At 49.8% G+C, this 19436-nt stretch carries 17 protein-coding genes; 11 read left to right on the top strand and 6 right to left on the bottom strand.

All coding sequences use genetic code 11. The features are described from left to right. The first annotated feature begins 171 nt into the window (after window positions 1-171). The 11 genes from ACFQ0N_RS22870 to ACFQ0N_RS22820 all read left to right on the top strand — a co-directional run bounded on the left by ACFQ0N_RS22870 (window position 172) and on the right by ACFQ0N_RS22820 (window position 14063). Window positions 172-1035, top strand: coding sequence for an ABC transporter permease (locus tag ACFQ0N_RS22870; RefSeq protein WP_379330619.1), 864 nt, complete (start codon window positions 172-174; stop codon window positions 1033-1035). Between the two features lie 39 nt (window positions 1036-1074). After that, on the top strand, window positions 1075-1968 hold the full coding sequence (locus ACFQ0N_RS22865) for a carbohydrate ABC transporter permease (protein ID WP_379330569.1): 894 nt from the start codon (window positions 1075-1077) through the stop codon (window positions 1966-1968). Window positions 1969-2119: 151 nt separating this feature from the next. Continuing rightward, a complete protein-coding gene (locus ACFQ0N_RS22860) occupies window positions 2120-3799 on the top strand; it encodes an extracellular solute-binding protein (RefSeq protein ID WP_379330567.1) in 1680 nt (559 codons plus the stop codon). A gap of 87 nt (window positions 3800-3886) precedes the next feature. Next, on the top strand, window positions 3887-5455 hold the full coding sequence (locus ACFQ0N_RS22855; protein WP_379330565.1) for a response regulator: 1569 nt from the start codon (window positions 3887-3889) through the stop codon (window positions 5453-5455). Between the two features lie 22 nt (window positions 5456-5477). Then, window positions 5478-7262: a sensor histidine kinase gene (locus tag ACFQ0N_RS22850; protein ID WP_379330563.1), complete on the top strand. Its 1785-nt coding sequence runs from the start codon at window positions 5478-5480 to the stop codon at window positions 7260-7262. Window positions 7263-7781: 519 nt separating this feature from the next. Continuing rightward, the gene (locus tag ACFQ0N_RS22845; protein WP_379330561.1) at window positions 7782-8165 is read left to right on the top strand and encodes a GntR family transcriptional regulator; all 384 of its coding nucleotides are present in this window, start codon (window positions 7782-7784) and stop codon (window positions 8163-8165) included. A gap of 22 nt (window positions 8166-8187) precedes the next feature. Then, window positions 8188-9591: a hypothetical protein gene (locus tag ACFQ0N_RS22840; protein ID WP_379330559.1), complete on the top strand. Its 1404-nt coding sequence runs from the start codon at window positions 8188-8190 to the stop codon at window positions 9589-9591. Between the two features lie 80 nt (window positions 9592-9671). Then, window positions 9672-10679: a hypothetical protein gene (locus tag ACFQ0N_RS22835; protein WP_379330557.1), complete on the top strand. Its 1008-nt coding sequence runs from the start codon at window positions 9672-9674 to the stop codon at window positions 10677-10679. Between the two features lie 148 nt (window positions 10680-10827). Continuing rightward, complete coding sequence (locus ACFQ0N_RS22830) at window positions 10828-11223, top strand: GNAT family N-acetyltransferase (RefSeq protein WP_379330555.1); 396 nt, start codon at window positions 10828-10830, stop codon at window positions 11221-11223. Between the two features lie 723 nt (window positions 11224-11946). Beyond that, on the top strand, window positions 11947-12438 hold the full coding sequence (locus ACFQ0N_RS22825) for an OsmC family protein (protein WP_379330553.1): 492 nt from the start codon (window positions 11947-11949) through the stop codon (window positions 12436-12438). Then, a complete protein-coding gene (locus ACFQ0N_RS22820) occupies window positions 12435-14063 on the top strand; it encodes a sodium:solute symporter family protein (RefSeq protein WP_379330551.1) in 1629 nt (542 codons plus the stop codon). The genes ACFQ0N_RS22825 and ACFQ0N_RS22820 overlap by 4 nt, the downstream gene beginning before the upstream one ends. A gap of 48 nt (window positions 14064-14111) precedes the next feature. Here the strand turns inward: ACFQ0N_RS22820 and ACFQ0N_RS22815 are convergent, their stop codons facing one another. The 6 genes from ACFQ0N_RS22815 to ACFQ0N_RS22790 all read right to left on the bottom strand — a co-directional run bounded on the left by ACFQ0N_RS22815 (window position 14112) and on the right by ACFQ0N_RS22790 (window position 19337). Next, window positions 14112-14366, bottom strand: a complete 255-nt coding sequence (locus ACFQ0N_RS22815; RefSeq protein ID WP_379330549.1) for an HPr family phosphocarrier protein — start codon at window positions 14364-14366, stop codon at window positions 14112-14114. A 13-nt stretch (window positions 14367-14379) separates the two neighbouring features. Further along, complete coding sequence (locus ACFQ0N_RS22810) at window positions 14380-15858, bottom strand: PTS transporter subunit EIIC (protein WP_379330617.1); 1479 nt, start codon at window positions 15856-15858, stop codon at window positions 14380-14382. A gap of 20 nt (window positions 15859-15878) precedes the next feature. Beyond that, the gene (locus ACFQ0N_RS22805) at window positions 15879-16373 is read right to left on the bottom strand and encodes a PTS sugar transporter subunit IIA (RefSeq protein ID WP_379330547.1); all 495 of its coding nucleotides are present in this window, start codon (window positions 16371-16373) and stop codon (window positions 15879-15881) included. 71 nt (window positions 16374-16444) lie between these two features. Beyond that, on the bottom strand, window positions 16445-17284 hold the full coding sequence (locus ACFQ0N_RS22800) for a PRD domain-containing protein (RefSeq protein ID WP_379330545.1): 840 nt from the start codon (window positions 17282-17284) through the stop codon (window positions 16445-16447). A 300-nt stretch (window positions 17285-17584) separates the two neighbouring features. Next, window positions 17585-18430 carry a carbohydrate ABC transporter permease gene (locus tag ACFQ0N_RS22795; RefSeq protein ID WP_379330543.1) on the bottom strand — a complete coding sequence of 282 codons (846 nt, stop codon included), beginning with the start codon at window positions 18428-18430 and terminating at the stop codon, window positions 17585-17587. A 13-nt stretch (window positions 18431-18443) separates the two neighbouring features. Further along, window positions 18444-19337 carry a carbohydrate ABC transporter permease gene (locus tag ACFQ0N_RS22790; RefSeq protein ID WP_379330541.1) on the bottom strand — a complete coding sequence of 298 codons (894 nt, stop codon included), beginning with the start codon at window positions 19335-19337 and terminating at the stop codon, window positions 18444-18446. Window positions 19338-19436: the final 99 nt, after the last annotated feature.

The raw sequence follows: 19436 nt of genomic DNA, 5'->3' as shown, positions 1-19436 counted from the left end.
CTGTCAGTTCAAGAATGCCTGTTAGCAAGCTATGATGAATATATAGCAAGAGTGGCTTGCCACAGTGGAGAGGGTGAATTTTTGAGAACGCAGTCAGTAAGCACCAAGCCGGCCGCGATCGGCAAAACGTCTGTCTGGAGGAAGTTTTTGCGTCAATGGGATGCGCAAATCATGGTTATTCCGGCGCTAATCTTTATCTTTGTATTTATGTATATTCCGATGTACGGTGTCCTGATGGCCTTTCAAGAGTATGACATTTTTAAAGGCATTACGGACAGTACATGGGTGGGCGTGAAGCATTTTGCCGATTTCTTCAACGATCCCGAGTTTTCCCGCATTATGCGGAATACGATCGTTATCAGCTTGCTAAAGCTGGTAATCGGCTTTCCGGCTCCGATTCTTTTGGCGCTGATGTTGAATGAAGTCCGCCATATGCTGTTCAAGCGCATCATTCAGACGATCAGCTACCTGCCGCATTTTCTGTCATGGGTCATCGTCTCCGGTTTCGTGATGTCGATGCTGTCCACTGATAATGGAAGCTTGAACATGCTTTTGGAACGATTGAATCTGATCGACGAACCAATCAATTTTCTGGCAGTACCCGAATATTTCTGGGCGATTCTGATCACCGCAGGCGTATGGAAGGAAATCGGCTTTGCGACAATTGTCTATCTGGCGGCAATTGCCAATGTAGACCCGTCTTTGTATGAATCGGCATCCATTGACGGAGCCGGACGGCTCAAACAAATCTTTCTGATTACCGTTCCAAGCATTGCGCCGGTCATTACGATCTTTTTGATTTTGCAGATCGGCAGCATTTTGAACGCGGGCTTCGAAGATATCCTGCTGCTCGCCCCGAATCCCGCTCTCCGCGATGTGTCGGATGTCATTGATACGTATGTGTACCGGATTGGCGTTTTAAATGCCCGCTATTCGTATGCGGCGGCAGTCGGTTTGTTCAAGGCGGTTATCAGCGTCGGATTGCTTACGATCGCCAATGCTATCGCCCGCAGATTGGGGACGAGCTTGTGGTAGAGCAATGCGGCTGCCTGGAATGGATGAAGGGAGAGAACGATGAAGCTCAGTCTGGAAGATAAGCTGCTGCATGTTTTGATTTATACGATCCTGATTATTATGGGGTTCGCGATGCTTTACCCCTATTGGAACTCGCTGGTCATTTCGTTTAATATCGGTAAAGATACGATGAAGGGCGGACTCACCTTCTGGCCGAGAGAATTTACGCTGGAGAATTATCGGATTGTTTTCCAGGATCACCGGCTGGTGAATGCATTTTTTATCACGGTCCTGCGGACTGTTACCGGCACAGTTTTATCGATTCTGTTCACAGCGTTGTTTGGTTACGGCATGTCCATAAAAGGGCTGCTCGGGAAAAAATATTACATGATTTATTGTATTATAACGCTGTATTTCTCCGGCGGTCTGATTCCGTATTTTCTGCTTATCCGTGAGCTGGGCATGATGAATACATTCTGGGTATTCATCGTTCCGGGAATCATCAGCGTATGGAATATGATTATTTTCCGCACCTTCTTTATGGGGATCCCGGCTGGTTTGGAGGAGTCGGCAAAGATGGACGGTTGCAACAATTTAGGCGTGTTTTTCCGGATTATACTGCCGATTTCCGGCCCGGTTATCGCTACTTTGTCGCTGTTTACGGCTGTCGGCCACTGGAACGACTGGTTCAGCGCCAGCATTTTCATCTCCAAGCCGGATTTGCTGCCGATCCAGACGGTGCTGCAGCAGATTATGAACTCCAACATTGTGTCGGATCAGCTCATGCAAGTAAACAGCGCGGCCCAGGAGCAGATGGCGAAAAAGATCGGAGTCACCACCAAATCGTTAACGATGGCTACGATGATTGTCGCCACAATTCCAATCATTCTCGTCTATCCGTTTCTGCAAAAATATTTTGTTAAGGGTGTGCTGGTAGGATCATTAAAAGAGTAGATCAGCTCAGGCAAAACTAAGCGGATGCTTCCGAAGCGAGTTTTTGCTCGACTGCGTCTGCGAAGCACGCAAAAACTAAGCGGATGCTTCCGAAGCGAGTTTTTGCTCGACTATGTCTGCAAAGCACGCAAAAACTTTCAGGAGGACCAAAATGAATAAAAAGAAACGATTTTTTTCTACAATGCTTCTAGTGCTCAGTGTCGCGCTAGGAGCGGCGGGCTGCTCAAAGGACGCTCCTGCGAACGATAGCAAAGGCGCCAATAGAAATGGGGCCGGATCCGGCGGCGAACAGCAGCGGGAGAAGCCGTTCGTGCTGGGCGAGGAGCCGCTGTCGTTCAGCTTTTACGGCAATTATGACTGGTTTAATATGCAGCCTTGGGGTGAAGATCCTGCGACGAAATGGATTAAAGACAATAAGAAGGTTACGGTAGAAGCGATATCGTCCGGCGGGGCGCCGGAACAAAAGCTCAATACAATGATCGCATCTGGAGAATTGCCCGATGTGATCTTCCTGGAGCGAGGAAGTGATGTCGAGCGGCTGCGAAAAGCCGGCAAGCTGGTCGCGCTGGATGATTACTTTGAGAAATACCCTAATCTGCGAAAGTGGCTCGATCCCTCAGCACTCCAAATGCTCCGTTCCGAGGACGGAAAGCTGTACCAGTTCCCGAACTGGCATACGACAGAACCCCAAGGCAACGGCGGCTACATGATTAATAAAGGGATCTATAAAGCGCTGGGTTCGCCCAAGCTGGAAACATTTGACGATCTGTACGCCTATCTGAAGCTGGTGAAGGAGAAATACCCGGATGTCATTCCGTTCGAAACGACGATCGGAGGACAGGGCGTTGATGTGCTCTATTCCGGCTTCGCTGACGATCATCCGCTCCTTTATTTGTCGCAGTTGGCCGTTCCGGAAGGGAATGAGCTGAAGTCGATTCTCTCCGACCCGGTATACCGCGAGTCGATGCTGTTTGCCAGCAAGCTGGCAAGGGAGAAGCTGCTTACGCCGGACGCGCTTACGCAGACGCTTGATCAGGTCCGGGAAAGGATGACGACAGGCCGCGTTGCCGTTATCGCCGCCTATAATGTCATGAATATCGGCGGACAAGGCAATATGGGGCTTAGAGACGAAGAACAGGACGAGAGCAAAAAGAATGATGTCGGCTATCAGCTGATCTGGCCGCTGCATAAGGAAGGCGTCGATAAGAACAAGGTTTGGCCGACCCAATACGATAAGCTCGGTTGGAATGTAAGCGTCATTACGACAGCCGCGAAAAATCCGGAAGGGATATTCGCCTATCTAGACTGGCAGACCGGAGATGAAGGACAGCGGGTGTTGACATACGGTCCGGAAGGGCTTTATTGGCAAGGCACAGATGAGATCGGCACGCCAATCTTTAAACCGGAATTTTATGATGACGAGAAGGAATACAACCGTCTGTACGGCGTATGGGACACATTTACCTGGAGCGCGAATTCCAGCTTTCACAGAAGCATTAAAGAGAGGGTCGAAAGCCAGACACCACCGGAAAAAGCGAAGAAGATGGCGCCGCCGCAGCCGGACTACAATTTGCGAACAGCGTTCAATGGCACTGCCTTTGTTAATCTCGAACCTCCTGCAGGCTCGGATGAAGCGATTATCGCGCAGAAGGTAGACGATATTTTCAAGGAAGCGCGCGCCAAAGCGATATTTGCCAAGAGCGACGAGGAAGTTATCGCGCTGCTCGACAAGGCGGAAAACGATGCGCTCAAAGCGGGATACGACAAATTGCTGAAATATAAAACGGAGCGTTGGCAGGAAAATCTGAGCAAGCTGAACAGCGGCAAGTAAATCGAAAATAGGATAGGCTCAAAGCCTGCAAAAAGGTATACTTTTCTCTGGGTATACCTTTTTGCGAACAATAGAGGTGATTGAGCGATGTATAACGTATTGTTGGTGGATGATGATGAGCTGGATTTGGAAGGACTTCGCCGGTTTATTAACTGGCGAGAACTGGATATGGAGGTTACCGCTGCCGTTACCAGCGGCTTTACGGCTCTCCAAGTGCTGGAGAAGGAACGCATCGATGTTCTTGTGACCGATATTAAGATGCCTAATTTATCTGGGCTGGAGTTGGCCAGAAGAGGACTGGAGAAGCATCCGGAGCTGAAAATTGTATTTATAAGCGGTCATGCCGACTTTCAGTATGCGAAACAGGCGATAGCACTAAATGCGAGCCATTATATTTTAAAGCCCTTTGACCGGCAGGAGATGGTCGAGGTATTGCAGCGGACCAGGGAGGAGCTGCGGCGGGAACGCGAACGTTCGGAACGGGAAAGCGTTCTGCATGAAACGATTCCTTACTTAAAAAATGATCTGATGTTCCGCTGGTTGGAAGGGAAAGAGGAGTTTAAAGCGATAGCCGCTCTGATGGAGCGGTTTGAAATCGCTTCAATTGATTACCCGGCTGCAGTAGCTATTATTGAGATCGACGATGTAGGCTGGAAGCTGAACGCGTATTCAGAAGAGCAGCGGCAGCAGGTGGTGAGCGGATTATTCGGCAAGCTGCTTGCCTTTTTTCAAAAAAACCGGATTCGGCACTACTGTACGATCGGAGATTACCGTATCGCCCTGATCATTGGCGAGCCGGCACCGGACACGATGCTGGAAGATTGGATCAGTAGTGTAAAGGCTGATTCGCCGGTAAGCATCACGATCGGACTTGGGGATATAGCGAAGGGCCCGGAGGCCATCCCCAGATCGTTCCGGGAGGCGGATGAAGCGCTCGGCGGCAAGCTGTTTTACGGCAAATGCAGACTGATTCGGGCTTACGACAAGCAGCCGGAGGTGGACAGGGATACAAAGGATCTGAACCAGATTTTAGAACAGCTGTTCATCGCGATGACGAAGTACGAGCTGCTGAGCATTGACGACTGTATCAGCGATCTGTTCGCGAGCGTTAAGCGGCTTGACGGGAAGCTGCCGGTTTGTCATTTTCTGCTCCACGCCATCTCTGAGCTGAACGGCCATCTGCATTCGCTGAACGAAGACTTTTACAAGCTGCTGGACATGGAGACGAATTGTCTGGAACTGATTTATCATATAGAAACGGTTGACGATATGCAATCGTGGCTCAGGAGGAAAGCTTTTGAAATTTCCGAGCAGCTTGATATGAAGAAACGTAAGAAAAACCGCAAATTGATTGCGGAAGTCAGGTGTTATGTGGACGAACAGCTCGGAGAAGATATTACGCTGCGGCAGGTTGCAAGCTACTTTTCATTTTCGCCCAATTATTTTGGACGTATGTTTAAAGAGGAAACAGGGATGAACTTCAGCGATTACGTGATTGCGCAGCGTCTTGAACGGGCCCGAAGAATGCTGCAAAATCCGAAATTGAAAATTTTTGAGGTAGCGGATCATGTAGGCTATAACAATATCACCTATTTTAACCGCCACTTTAAAGAGGTATATGGAATGACGCCGGGCGAATATCGGAGGCAGAGCTGACCGTACCGGAGAGAGGCTGAAGATGAGAAGGAATAATTTTGTGCCGTTTGGCTATAAGCTGACGTTTTCTTATTTGCTGTTCGTCCTCATTCCGATTCTAATTATTGGCTATTTTGCCTATACGACTACATTGCAATCTGTACGGGAACAGACGAATGCCGGTTACCGGGATACGCTGCGGCAAATGAAGGACAACATTGCAGGGACGATAGCGGATTTGGAGCGGGTTTCCGATCTTCTATACCTGGATCAGGATTTGCAGGAGAAGTTGCGATGGTACTGGGAAGGCTGGAACAGCTATGAAGTAACAAGTAAGTTTTTGATCCCCAAGCTGCTCAATACGATCAAATCTACCGGGATTCCGATCTGGCTGTCGCTCTATCTGGAAAATGAAACGCTGCCGGAAATTATGATGAATCAAGATGCCGCCATCGATCCGCTGAAAGCAAAAGCCGGCAAGTATGAGATTTATCATCTGCAGCGGATTGCCGAACGCTCTTGGTATCAGGACTTGCCCTTGCATGATAAAAACTATAATCCGACGATGATCTGGCAGCAGATCGAGAACGATGCCGCTTTCCATAATGTGTCGCTCTTGAGGCGGCTGGATGACGCTTATGGGGAGAAGCAGATTGGATTTATGCGGATTACGATGAAAATCCCGGAGCTGCTCAAAGCGGTCGATGCCGGCAAGCTGCAAGGTGTCAGCCGCATAACCGTTATGGATGGCGAAGATCGTATCCTGCTTACATCCGCAGCGGCAGAGGGGGCTATGCCGGAAGCCGCTTCCGCTGCAAGCGATCGCGACTATTTGACCATTGAGGAACGAATACCGAAAGCCGATTGGCGGATCACGACCTATATTCCGCGGGAAGTGTTCGAAAAAGATGCGGACAAAGTACGGCAATTGACGATTCTCGTTTGCTTGGGCAGTTTTTTGTTTTTGGCGCTGCTCAGTTATCTGGTGTCGAAGCTGTTCGCCAGACGGATCAGAAAGATCGTAACCGTCGTAAAAGCGTTCAGGGAAGGCGATTTTCAGGAACGGATTCACGATTCGGGCAATGACGAATTTGCCCAAATCGCTGCGGTTCTCAATAAGATGGGACAAAATATCGATGAACTGATCCGCGAGGTTTATGTGACCAGCATCCAGAAGCGGGAGGCGGAAATAGCCGTGCTGCAGGCGCAGATCAACCCGCATTTTTTATATAACACGTTATCCTCGATCAGCCGCCTGGCCGAATTTGGGGAGATCGGCAAGCTGAATGAAATGGTCATTGCCCTTTCCAGGTTTTATCGCCTTACACTGAACGGAGGAAGAATGATCATTTCCATCCATGATGAGCTGCAGCAAGCCAAGGCTTATATTCAAATTCAGAAAATCAGATATAATGCCAGATTGGAGGTTAGCTTTCAGATTGATGAGGAAGTTTTGCACTATGATACGGTTAAACTGATTTTGCAACCGTTTATCGAGAATGTGATGGAGCATTCATGGCTGGGCGACGACCGGGTTCATCTGAAGCTGCAGGCGTATCTGGCAGGCGGCGACATCGTGTTCAAAATTATTGACGACGGTGTCGGCATCCATCTGAGCACGCTTAATACTATTTTCGACAAAGACGGCATCGGCGTTGGCTTCGGCATTCGCAATGTCGATGAGCGGATCAAGCTTCAGTTCGGCGACCGGTACGGCGTAACGATTGCCAGCAGACCCGGTATTGGCACAGGTGTGCAAATCGTCATTCCTGCCTTCAAGAGCGATGTACAAGGCGCCAGATCGGACCAGGCCGCCGCAACGAGATGAAAGGATTGTCAGGACGGATCTACGGAGGCTATCGATTTTCTGTGGACAACTAGAAGTCTAGAAGTGAAGAATAAAAATCCAATTTTCGTTTCATGATGAACGAATGCTAACGGATGTCACGGCCGCTATTTTCGAAAATTCGACCGATTTGAAAATGTAACGGAACTGTGCGCCGCTATTTGATGATAATGAGCCCGATTTCGCAATAAAACGTCGAATTAAGATCGCTCAGTTCCGTTAGATTTCAAAAAGAGGGGTTAGTGGCGAAATAAGGTCTGTGGCTTCCGTTTAGGTGAAACCGCTTTGCAGCGTCCCTCTTCTTCGGGGCTCAAACCACTGACCACCGCTGCCGGCGATGGATGCTAATAAGAGTTCAGGGGAAGAAACTTGTTCCGCACCAAGGACGCCGTCAGGCGTTTTTCTTATGTGCGGCTTGCATACGAGGAATCGACAGTAAAGTATTATTTGTATTATAATAAGTGATACTTAATTGCAACAGCAGTTGAAAGGATGAGGAAGATGATCATTTCGTTGCAATTGGAGAGTGAGACGCCGCTTTATGAACAGCTGCGGAATCAGATCATTATCGGCATTGCTACCGGTGCGCTTGTCCCGGAGGAGAAGTTGCCAACTGTGCGCCAGCTGGCCGATGACTTGGGCATCAATGCGATGACAGTAAACAAGGCCTACGCCTGTTTGAAGCAAGAGGGCTATATTGCAATTGATCGCCGGCACGGAGCCAAGGTTAGTGCGGCCAGAACTTGTGATCCGGAGCCATCTCCACAATTGGAAGAGCAGTTGCAGCTGATTATTGCCCAAGCAACGATTCAGGGGATCGGTAAAGCCCGTTTTCAGGCGTTATGCTCGCAGTTATTTTCCAGGATGGCCTATCAGCAACCATAATTTTCAGAAAGAGTGATTGCCGATGATCACCGTTATTTTGATGGTGTCTGCCATCATATGCTGGTCTGTCGTGTGGGCGACCTACAAGCCGCAGGCCAAGTATAACAAAGGGATGCTGTTTGCCGTGATGCTGCCGGAGCATGCGATGGAGCATGAAGAAATTGCCCGGATCCGGCAGCGGTTCCGCCAGCAGTTTTTCCGCGCAAATAGTTGGGTAGCCATTACGCTGGGATTGGTCGCTGTACTGCATCTATGGACGGCTTATCAAGTCATTTATTCTTTGATCTGGTACTTCGGTTTCTTCTTCGTTATGATTGCCCCATTCCGCCATGCTTTTAGGCAGACTTTGGCGCTAAAGCGCGAGCAGGGATGGTTTATCGGTTCCAAACAGGTGGTTTTAAGCGATTTGCGCGCGGCCCGGCTCAAAAATCAACGTATGGCGCCGCTGTCTTTATTTATCGTACCCTTCATCATTGCGGCCGGGTTTATCGTGCTGACGGGACAAAAGTGGCAGGATGACATCAGTGTCGCCATTATTTTTGTCATCGGTTTGCTGCTTACGGTCATGTTCTTTGCGCTGTCGTTAGCGATGAGGCGAATGAAGGCCAAGGTATACAGCATGGATAGCGAAGTTAATGTGCTGCTTAATCAGTCGCGGCGGCGGATGCTGTCCTACCTGTGGTGGTGGCTGGCAATTGCTGAAAACATTCATATGTTTTTTATTTACAATTTGCTGGCGAATGAAAATGCAGCGATGGATGATATCTGGATCGCCAGCATTGTGTTATTTTCGCTTATTCCAGTTGTCATGATCTATCTCGTCTACCGCAAGCTGAATGAATTGGAGCAAGAGGTATTGTCCCAGGACGATAAGCCTGTCTACACGGATGACGACGAATACTGGGCGAATGGCTTTACGTACCACAATCCCTATGACAAAAGCGTGTTTGTTGCCAAGCGCGTCGGCATGGGGGAGACGATCAACACTGCTACAATCCCCGGTAAAATACTCGTCGGCGCGGTGATCGGCATTTCCGCGGCGGTTGTACTAGGCGTATCCTTCCTGTTAATTCGTTCGGAAGTAACTTCTCCGCAAATGTCGATTACGGCCGGGCAGAGGATTGAGGTTTCCTATCCGATGTACAATTATGAGTTCGATTTGGCTGCCATTGAGCAGCTTGAACTTGTAGATGAAGTGCCCTCCGGCCGAAAAAGCAATGGAGAGGCGACGGATAAATATGCGCGCGGGCATTTCCGGCTGGATGGGCTTGGCAAGACCAGACTGTATATTTACAAAAATAACACGCCTTACATCCGGATTAAGCTGGACGGCGCGTATCTGTTCTATAATGACAAGGATCCGGCGAATACGCGAAAGCTGTTTGAGCAACTGGAGAGGGCTAGTGAGTTGAATAGGCGAAATTAGAATGCGTAAGCCTTTTGATCATTTGATAGTGTAGAATGATAGTTAAAACAGATGCCTTTATGGCAGAAAGGAAGCCAACTATGAAAATCTATTCTGTGCTCCGCAGCAACCATTTGCAAAATAACCGGTATGTTAAAATTTTTGAAGCCGGCTCCATTTTGGAGGTGTTTCAAGGCTTTGCAGATTTTGCCAGGCAATCGGCCGAAGAGGGTGATGAGACGGTTAACGAGACAGAACTGTATTTCGGTGTTTCTATTTATGGTTCCTATGGATGGATTGAGGCCGTTTGCGAAGGGCTGGAGCTGAACACGTTAGCCGACCTGCAAGCTTCGCTTGAAGAGCATTGGTACACCGATGAAGTAATCGCCGAAGCCGGCTTCATGCAAATTTACACTGATGATGATGAGATCGACATGGTATGGTATCTGTTCGATGAACATTATGCTGCCAAACATCCGGAGCGGACCATTTTGTACACTGAATATGGGGACAGATTGCCGCTTCAGGCAGACGAAAAGCCGGACGCAGAAGGTTCTTTTAAATACGAGGGACAGCAGATCGATATCGCTCCTGCAGGTGACGGAGAAGGCCGGCTTTATATGGTCATGGTGGCTACATATGATAGTGGCGTGTTATGCGATTTACCGGGTTATGGACAAATTGACGGCATTCGCCTTCCTGAACTGGAGAACTGGCTGCGCGGCAGTCAGCCTGCCAGCGAGGAATGGGAGTATGATGCACCTATCCGCTATCTCTCCTTGATTGCCAAAGCGCTGCCGGAAGCTGATCTGGGAGCTATTCTGCAAGCATTTGCCTTTAAGCCGCTGTCTGATCTGTCCCAATCGATTAGTATCGACGATTTATTGCAAAAAGACTGGAGCGAGATTCAGACATTGCCGACGCGCAATAATACGGACAATACAGCTATCTATACGGGGGGACATATTGCAGAGATTCAGATCAACGCATCGAGCTTTGATCATGACCAATACTACGATTATTGCATCTTGTTTGATGATATTTGGGCTAATGCGCATCCGGTTCTGGCTGAGAACTTACTTCGTTTCGGGACGGGATATGAGCTTTGAAACCGGGAATAGTCGTGGTTCTACTGCTCAAAAAACATTGTTTTAAACATGAAGAATTGGTCTAATAAAAGATGTTAGAATTGGTTCTTTTCGTCGCATTCATTTATGTATATTATTCTGTTTATTAACTTATAGAAGAGGTGTTCCCATGGCAATCGAGTTCAAAATTAACGCTCCTCTCCATTCCGAAGATGTCTCGGAAGTATTTAAAAGTTCCGGAATTAAACGTCCTGCAGATGACCTTGACCGTATTCAAAAAATGATTGATAATGCCGATGTTAACGTTTCTGCCTGGGATGGGGAAAAACTTGTAGGAATCGCCAGAGCAATCACTGACTTCTCGTTTTGTTGTTATTTATCGGACTTGGCGGTAAGGAAGGAGTATCAAAAGAGCGGCATCGGGACAGGACTGGTTCAGTGTTTGCGGAAACACTTGGGAGAAGAGGTCTCTTTATTGTTACTCTCTGCCCCTACTGCAATGGAATATTACCCTCGGATCGGTTTTGAAAAAATTGGGAATGCATTCCTGATACCTAGAGTATAGTCGTTTTATTTTGCAGGAGCAGCTTTCGCGGTAAGCTTAATGAAGGTTTTAGCGAAAATCCTTAAAGATATGAATGCAAAAAAGAAGTAATCCACACCAACCCTCGAAAAGTTGATGGATTACTTCTCCTGCTACGGAGAGGTAGTGTGGGACTTTACAAAATATATCCATGAAAAAGTTCGTATTTTAGATCATTGTTGGTTTCTAAATACGAACTTTTTTATTTTAATTTGACACAAGGGGGGATTAGAAGATTGACTCTACCTTCGAGCAAAAATTTTGCACATAGGAGTCAATCTCATAATAACTACGCTGACGAGTGGGGGCTAGCGAACCTGAGACACGCTATTGGCCAAAAAATCGGCTTGCTCAGCGTGTAAGGAACCAGACACACGTTATTGGAGGAAAAAAGGCGGGAAAGCGGCCGATTTTTAATGAATAACGATCGGTAGATTCGTTACAGCTCACAAGGCCCCATTTTGAGGCGAATAAGGGTTGTCCGGTTCGTTAGCGGGTAGCTTATACCTCATTGAAGAGTTTGCCAGGCAAACCGTTAGATAGCTCATCCTCGAAGGACTTCGAAAGAGGCTTCTCCCATTAATCCGCACTATTCAGATGTGAATTAATAAAAAAGTCGTTGACCAATTTCCGAATATATGGTATCTTTCAATCAAATAATTCCGAGTAAACATACAGGAATTAAAGAGAGCGGAGGGGACAACGATGACAGCGACAGAAATTAAACAGGATGCCAAAACGGAGCTTCGCTCAGTACGGGCAGCTTCGCGGCGCATTAGCCGGTTTGCCAATATAAATGAAGTGCGGGGCTTCACTTTCCAGATTGACGAGCCGGTGAAGCTGGGCGGGACGGACACGGCGCCGACGCCGATGGAATATATGCTGGGGTCGTTCAATGGCTGCCTGCTCATTGTCATTGAAATGATCGCTAATGAGATGCAATTGGAGATTCGCGGCTTGCAAGCCGCATCTACAGGAACGGTCGATCGGCGCGGACTGTTCGGTACGGCCAATGTCAGCCCGCATTTTCAGGAAGTGTGCAACCGGGTCGTGTTTGATACGGATGAGCCGATTGAACGGATTGAGCAATTGAAAGAGCAGGTTAAAAAAAGATGCCCGGCTTACAATTTGTTTTACGATGCCGGGATTAGAATTGAACTAGACTGGAGCACGGCGAGAGAGGCGGAGCGGGAATGACGGTATACGGCGGCTGGATTATTGGATTTGCTCTTATCTATACAGCATTGCTCGTCGTTGCCGGACAATTGGCAAGGCGCCGCACGTCCAAAGCCGGCGGATATTTTGTCGGGGGGCGCTCGTTTAACAAGTGGATCGTCTGCTTCTGTATTACGGGCCTGTTTTCGGGCTCCACTTTTATCGCCGTCTTGGAAATGGCCTATTTGAAAGGCGTGTCGGCGATTTGGTACGGCGTGGCCGAGACGCTGCAAATTTTGATTATCGCGTTTCTTATTATCGGGCCCTTCCGCAAAAAGATGGTCGTTACCGTCTCGGGGTTGATCGGCGACAAATACGGGCGGAGCGCCAAGGCGCTGGCCGGGGCGATTACCGCATTTGCTTTTCCGATGTGGTCGGTGGCGACTGCGATTGCCTTTGCTTCTGCGCTGCATGTGTTTACCGGTTTTTCGCTCTCGCTTTCGGTTGCGTTCACGGCGATCTTGTTGTTTGCCTATTTGCAGGCTGGAGGCATGTGGTCGATCGCTTTTACCCAATCGATGAATGCGATCGTTTTCGTCATCATGTTCGCAATCGGCGTCATTGCCTTCTTTATTAATCCCGGAATCGACGGCTTGAAGGAGATGGCGGCAGCCCGCCCGGAAATGTTCGAATGGGGCAATGCGGGGCTGCAAGTAATTGTCGCCTGGTTCGGCACCTTCTTTGTCAATGTTATTTTGGCGCAAGCGGCATTTCAGATGGCTTTATCCTGCAAGACGCCGGAGGAAGGGCAGAAGGGGCTTAAGCTTGCAGCCATCTTCGGGATTCCGTTCACAGTGCTGGCTATTTTGTTCGGTTTGTCTGCGGCGGCTGTCATTCCGGAAGGTAAGCTTGGCTTGCTTGCTTTGCCGCAATATTTGGCCCAAGTATTGCCGGCGCCGCTGGTAGGGTTGTTCTTTCTCGGGATTTGGGCTTGTGCGCTGGGATGGGGAGCGCCTTGCCAGTTTTCCGGCGCCACCAGCCTGGGACGCGATACAGGGGGAGCGATTTTTCCTTCGGCAGATGAGAAGCGGCTCGTTACCTATACGAAATGGTCGCTGCTGATTTTGACGGGACTGATGGTGCTGTTCGGGCTGCTGCGTACCGAGCAGTCGGCCTGGTGGAACATTATGGCCTGGACCATTCGCAATTCCGCGACCTTCGCCCCGGTCGTCGCTGCGCTGTTCTGGCCGCAAGTAACGAGGCCGGCTGTCTTGTCCTCGCTGGCTGCCGGCTTTGTTTCGGGACTGGGCTGGTACTGGCTTGGCGGTTGGGATGTCAGCAAGTTTTATTTGAATGTCCATCCGGTATGGGTAGGTATGTCAGTCAATGTAGTAACCATTGTAGCCGTTACGCTGCTGTCGACGGCTGGCTCCTTTCGGATTCGCAAATTTGCCGAAGCGCCGGTTCATTATTTCTCCTTGGCGGCAGGCATCTTGCTGTTTGTCATTAACGGATTGAACTTTGCGGCACTCCACGATAAAGGCCTGACAGGCTTGATCGTATTTACAGCATTGATCGGTATCTTTATAGCGATTATCGGGATTGTGAGAGCGGCCGGCAAGCCCGTGCCGGGTGCAACAGAAACAGAAGCGGTTGCGGCAGTCTAGCTCAAGTGCGGCGCAAGGAGGCAAGCGATGTCCTCTATGCGCCGTTTTCTAGTGGGAGCTGTTCAGCAGGGCGCCCAAAGCTTCGACAGCGCAGTCTGCTTGCTCCCCTTCGGCTGCCACTACAACCTCGTCGCCGAATTTGGCGCAGAGCGTCATCACGTTCAAGATGCTTTTCGCATTGAAACGGATGCCGTTCTTCATGAAATAGATCTCGCAAGGATATCGTTTGGCCGTCTCAGCGATGATACGGGCTGGCCTTGCATGGATGCCCGCGGGATTCTGGATGATAAATCGTCTATACAATCAATAAAGCCTCCTACATCCTCGATTTGATCTCGTCTTTCAGTTTTTCGGCCTGCGTGCCGAAGACGGCCTGCACCGATCCTTTCCCCAAGCGAATGACCCCGAGTGCGCCCGATCTTTTCAAGGCTTCGTCATCTACGGCCTGTTCGTCCTTGACGACAAGCCGGAGCCGCGTAATGCAAGCGTCGATGCTTTGAATGTTCGTTTTGCCGCCAAGCGCCGCCAGCACAGAGTCTGCCGGATCGCCGTCTGCGGGAAGCCGGGCTGCCTCGGGGACCGGGGCAGAGGCGGAGGCGGGTACGGAAGGCTGCGGGCCTGTCAAGCTGTCGTCCTCTCTTCCGGGCGTCTTTAAATTAAATTTGACGATCATGGTGCGGAACAGAAAGTAATAGACGACGCTGAATCCGAGGCCTAGCGGAATAATGAGCAGCGGCTTCGTCGCCTGCGGCAAATTAAGGGCGTAATCGATAAAGCCTGCCGAGAAGCCAAACCCATACTTGACGCCGAATTCCGCCGCGATCAGTCCGCTGAGGCCTGTCAGCACCGCATGCACCACATACAGTAAAGGGGCGACAAACATAAAAGCCACCTCAAGCGGCTCCGTAATGCCCGTCAGGAACGAGGTCAATGCCGCTCCCAAAAAAATCGAAGAAACCACCTTCCGCTTCTGCGGCTGAGCGGTATGAATGATCGCCAGCGCTGCCGCCGGAAGCGCAAACATCATGATCGGGAAGAAGCCGGTCATGAATAGGCCGGCATCCTTGTCCCCCGCAAAAAAGCGGTACAGGTCGCCATGGATTTTTCTGCCGGCTTCATCGGCGAATTCGCCGATCTGGAACCAGGCAATATTGTTGAGCACATGGTGCAGGCCGAAGGGGATTAGGAGACGATTGGCGGTGCCGAAAATGAAGGCGCCGATCCCGTTCAATTCCACGACCCAGCGGCCGAAATCGTTCATTGCCGTTTGCACCGGTCCCCAAATCAGCCCGATCGGCAGGCCGATGACAATCATTAAAAATGATGTGACGATTGGGACGAATCGCTTGCCGCCGAAGAAGCCAAGCCAGTCAGGGAGCTTGATTCGATGATATTTTTTGTAGCAGTAAGATGCGGTAAGCCCGGCTAAAATTCCGCCCATCACGCCCATATTCAGTTCTTCAGCGCCAGGCGCCATTTGAAACACCTTGGGCACCTCAATCAGCACATTCGTGAGCACCAGGTATGCCATGACCGCGGCAAGCGTCGCGACAGCATCCCCGACGATTCCAATCGAGATGCCGACGGCAAAGATGAGCGGCAGGTTGTCGAAGATGGCTGATCCGCCTGCCTCCATGAACGGTGCGACATAATGGTTCAGATATTTTCCGAAGGTGCCAAAATGAAAATCCTGCGCGTAATCGATTTTGCCGAAACGCTGCATAATCGCGGCAGCCGGCAGCGCGGCAACAGGCAGCATGAGAGATCTGCCGATTTTTTGGAGTAAAGCGAGCATGCGCATGCGCCAATCTCCTTTCACTGGAACTTGTTCATTGCGATCCTGAACACCGGTTCTGAAGCGCGAACTTGACGGTACTTGCCAACTTGCATATCGACGCCTTGCTCATTGATGACGACGATAAGCGTAGTGGCATGAAAACCGGCTTGTCTGAGCAATTTGAGGTCAAATTCGATCAGCCGTTGCCCCGTTCGAACCCGGTCTCCTGCCTGAACCAATACGTTGAACCCTCTTCCTTTGAGATTTACCGTATTGATTCCGATATGGATCAGCAATTGCAAGCCCGATTGGTGCTCCACGATAATCGCATGCCCGGTATGAATCAGATGGATGACCCGGCCATCAAATGGCGCCACCGCGAGGCCCTCGGACGGTTCGATCGCCGCGCCGGTAAACCCCCGGGCGAATACTTCATCCGGCACATCGCACAGCGGGAGCAGAGTGCCGGATACGGGTGCGGCAGCTTCAACGCAGGAAGCTTTCTTCTTGCTGGCAAACCATTCATGAAACATTTCGGCCACCGCCCTTTATCTTAAAATTTCCCGAAAAACGCCAGTGCGCCCTTCGTGCAGGCAGTCGGCCGTTATTGAAACAAGCGATGCAAATGCATCGACATGTAACCGATTTCATCTATGGATACTTTAATCTTCAACTCCTGTTCGATAAATTCGGTTATTTCGGTCGCGACGGCGAATTCCTGCGGGTGCTGCTCACGGATTTCCTTTACTAGCGGGTTTGTTACAGTTTTGCCGTGCAAGAGCCTCTCCAGCATTCCTCTCAGGTGGGCGATAAAGCGGGCGTGGTTGCTGCTGTTTCTGGCAATTGTCCGTCCGTACAGCTGCTCGACGCGCTCCACGATCGTGTTGATCAGTCTGGTCAGCTTGACCAGTTGGACGACCGAAACCGGTTCAGTACAGGAATAAACGTGAAGGGCAAGAAATCCGATTTCGTCCTCTGGTATGGGGACGCCAGTTTGTTCACTGATCATGGCGGCTGCTTCCGCAGCGATTTCGTACTCTCGTGGAAAGCTCATTCTCGTCTCGAACAGAAACGGGTTATTAATGTCCATCCCGTTGCGCAAGCGATAAATGGCAAAATGAATATGGTTAGGCAGCGCAAAATACACTTTCGGATTGACCGGCGTTCCAATTCGTTCCTTTATCCTCTCGATGATCTGCTCCGATAGCTGGATGATTCCCGGATTAATGTCCTCTACTAGAGAATGATACTGCTGCATCGGCTCCTGTTCGTCGAGCCGGTATCGCTTCTCAATACATGGATTTTTCACGTCGATCCATTTTTCACCTCGCGAGGAAAACCCTATACCCTTGCCAAACAGCACGTATTCCCTCGAAGTGTGCGGATCCAATGTCAGAATAACATTGTTGCCCACGATGCGCTCGATTTGTAGCAGTCCATTCATTGCATCCTTCCCTCCGCTTTAAGGTCGTATTTTTTCAGGAAGATCGCGAAAAAAATAAAAAGCCGAAAAACGCCCGCCCCGCAAGGATCGGCCATTCCCCGGCTCATGCCTAGACATTCTAGTAGCACGCCATTTTTACGATCTATTAATACAATAAAACAGATTGGCAAGGTCGTCAATCTCTATATTCCTGGTATAGAAAGCAATGGCGGAAAAATCGCTGTTGGAGCGCATAAAGGGCCGCCCGCCAGTCTGAAATAAGACCGGGGGCAGCCCTTGAATGAGCGCAATATAGCGGCTTCATTTTACAGCTCCAGCTGTTACGCCTTCAGCTATTTGGCGTTGAAAGACGATATAGAGGACGATGACGGGAATCATTGAAAGCAGCAATCCGGCAAACAGCGGCCCCCATTCCGTGCGGTACTGCATTTCGGCCTGCATGACGGCTATTCCGACAGGCAATGTATATTTCGATGGATCATTGATAAATACGGTTCCCATAATGTATTCGTTCCAGATCGTCAAAGCATTCATAATGCCGACGGCAATGAGGCCGGAACGGGCAAGAGGGAGCATCACGGCAAAGAAGGTTTTGTAATGCCCGGCTCCATCGATAGATGCCGCTTCCTCCAGCTCCTTGGGAAGTGTCTTGAAGAAGCCGACAAGGACGAAGATCCCGAAAGGCAGTACGCTGGCGGTGTAGACAATGATCAGTCCGGGCAGTTTGTTAATCAGACCCAGGTCATTCAATAGAAAGAACAGGGGAACAAGACCGAGAATCATCGGGATCATCATGGCCGACAGATACAAATAGTACAGCACCCGGCTAACCCCGGAAGCGAACCGGGCCAAAATATATGCGGTTGTAGCGGCCAGCAAGATGGAGAGAAACGTGCTTGCTGCTGTCACAACAGTGGAGTTGATAAAATAGCCGCTGAATCCGTACTTATCCCAGACATAAGAGAAGTTGGACCAAAGCAGCGGAAACTCGGGCAAAGCCCAAGGCTTTTTGAGCAAAAATTGCTGATTGTCCTTCAGGGCACCTAGCAGGGTCCAGATTAGCGGATAAAGCACGGCTGCCGTCCAGATCAGCAGAATAGTAATGGTCAGTATTCGGGCAACCGGATTTTGTTTTGTGCTATTCACGTGGGATCACTCCTCAAGCCAATTCAATTGTATCCCGGCGAAGCAAGCGCTGCAGGACCACTGTCGTAATAAGAGAAAGAACAAGAATCAGGACACCGATCGCTGAAGCATACCCCATATGATACTGCCTGAATCCCATCTGATAGAGATAGGAGCCCATGACTTGCGTCGAGTTGTCCGGACCGCCTTCTGTCATGATCCAGACGATGATGAAGGAGCCATTCAAGGTTGTCATGACGATGTGCAAAATGCTGACCTTCATCTGCTCCCAGACGAGAGGGACAGTAACGGTCCAAAATTGTCTGCCTTGTGTTGCGCCGTCCAGATCAGCGGCTTCGTACAAATCTTTCGGGATGCTGAGAATGGAGGCAATCAGCAAAATCATATAAAACCCGATGCCTGCCCAGATGGAGGGCCATAGCAGAGACCACATTGCTGATCCCGGTTCTCCAAGCCATGCCTTCTGGACCGGCTCATCGGTGAACAGCGACAGGAAGGCATTCAGAAACCCGGTGTTCGGATTGTAAATATATCTCCACAGCACGCCGATAACGACAACGGAGATAATGTTCGGAATAAAAAAGATGACGCGGTAAAAGCCGCTTCCCCGAATGTTAAACCGGGTAATAGCGACCGCGAACAGCGTAGCCAGGGCGATAATGCCGATAACCTTGCCAATGACGAGAAAATAATCATTCTTGATGGCTGTCCAGATGATCGGGTCTTGCAGCAGCTCCCTGTAATTGTCCAAGCCGATAAACTTCATCTTTTTGGAGCCGCCGGACCAGTCGTACAGCGAAATATGCATGCCTTTCAAGATGGGATAAAGTGTAAACAGAGAAAAAAACAAAAACGTAGGTGCTAGAAAGATGGTGACAAACAAGCGGCGTTTTGCTAGTCGTGACATCACGGTTCCCCTTCCAAAAGAGTGATCATCATACCGGACAGCGCACAAGGCAAGCGCGGGTCATTCCTTGTACCTGTCCGGTCTTACTGCGCCGGGATT

This window comes from Paenibacillus sp. GCM10027626 (genome assembly GCF_042676285.1).
In the GTDB taxonomy this organism is placed as follows: domain Bacteria; phylum Bacillota; class Bacilli; order Paenibacillales; family Paenibacillaceae; genus Paenibacillus_Z.
This window is presented reverse-complemented; position numbering and strand designations above follow the sequence as displayed.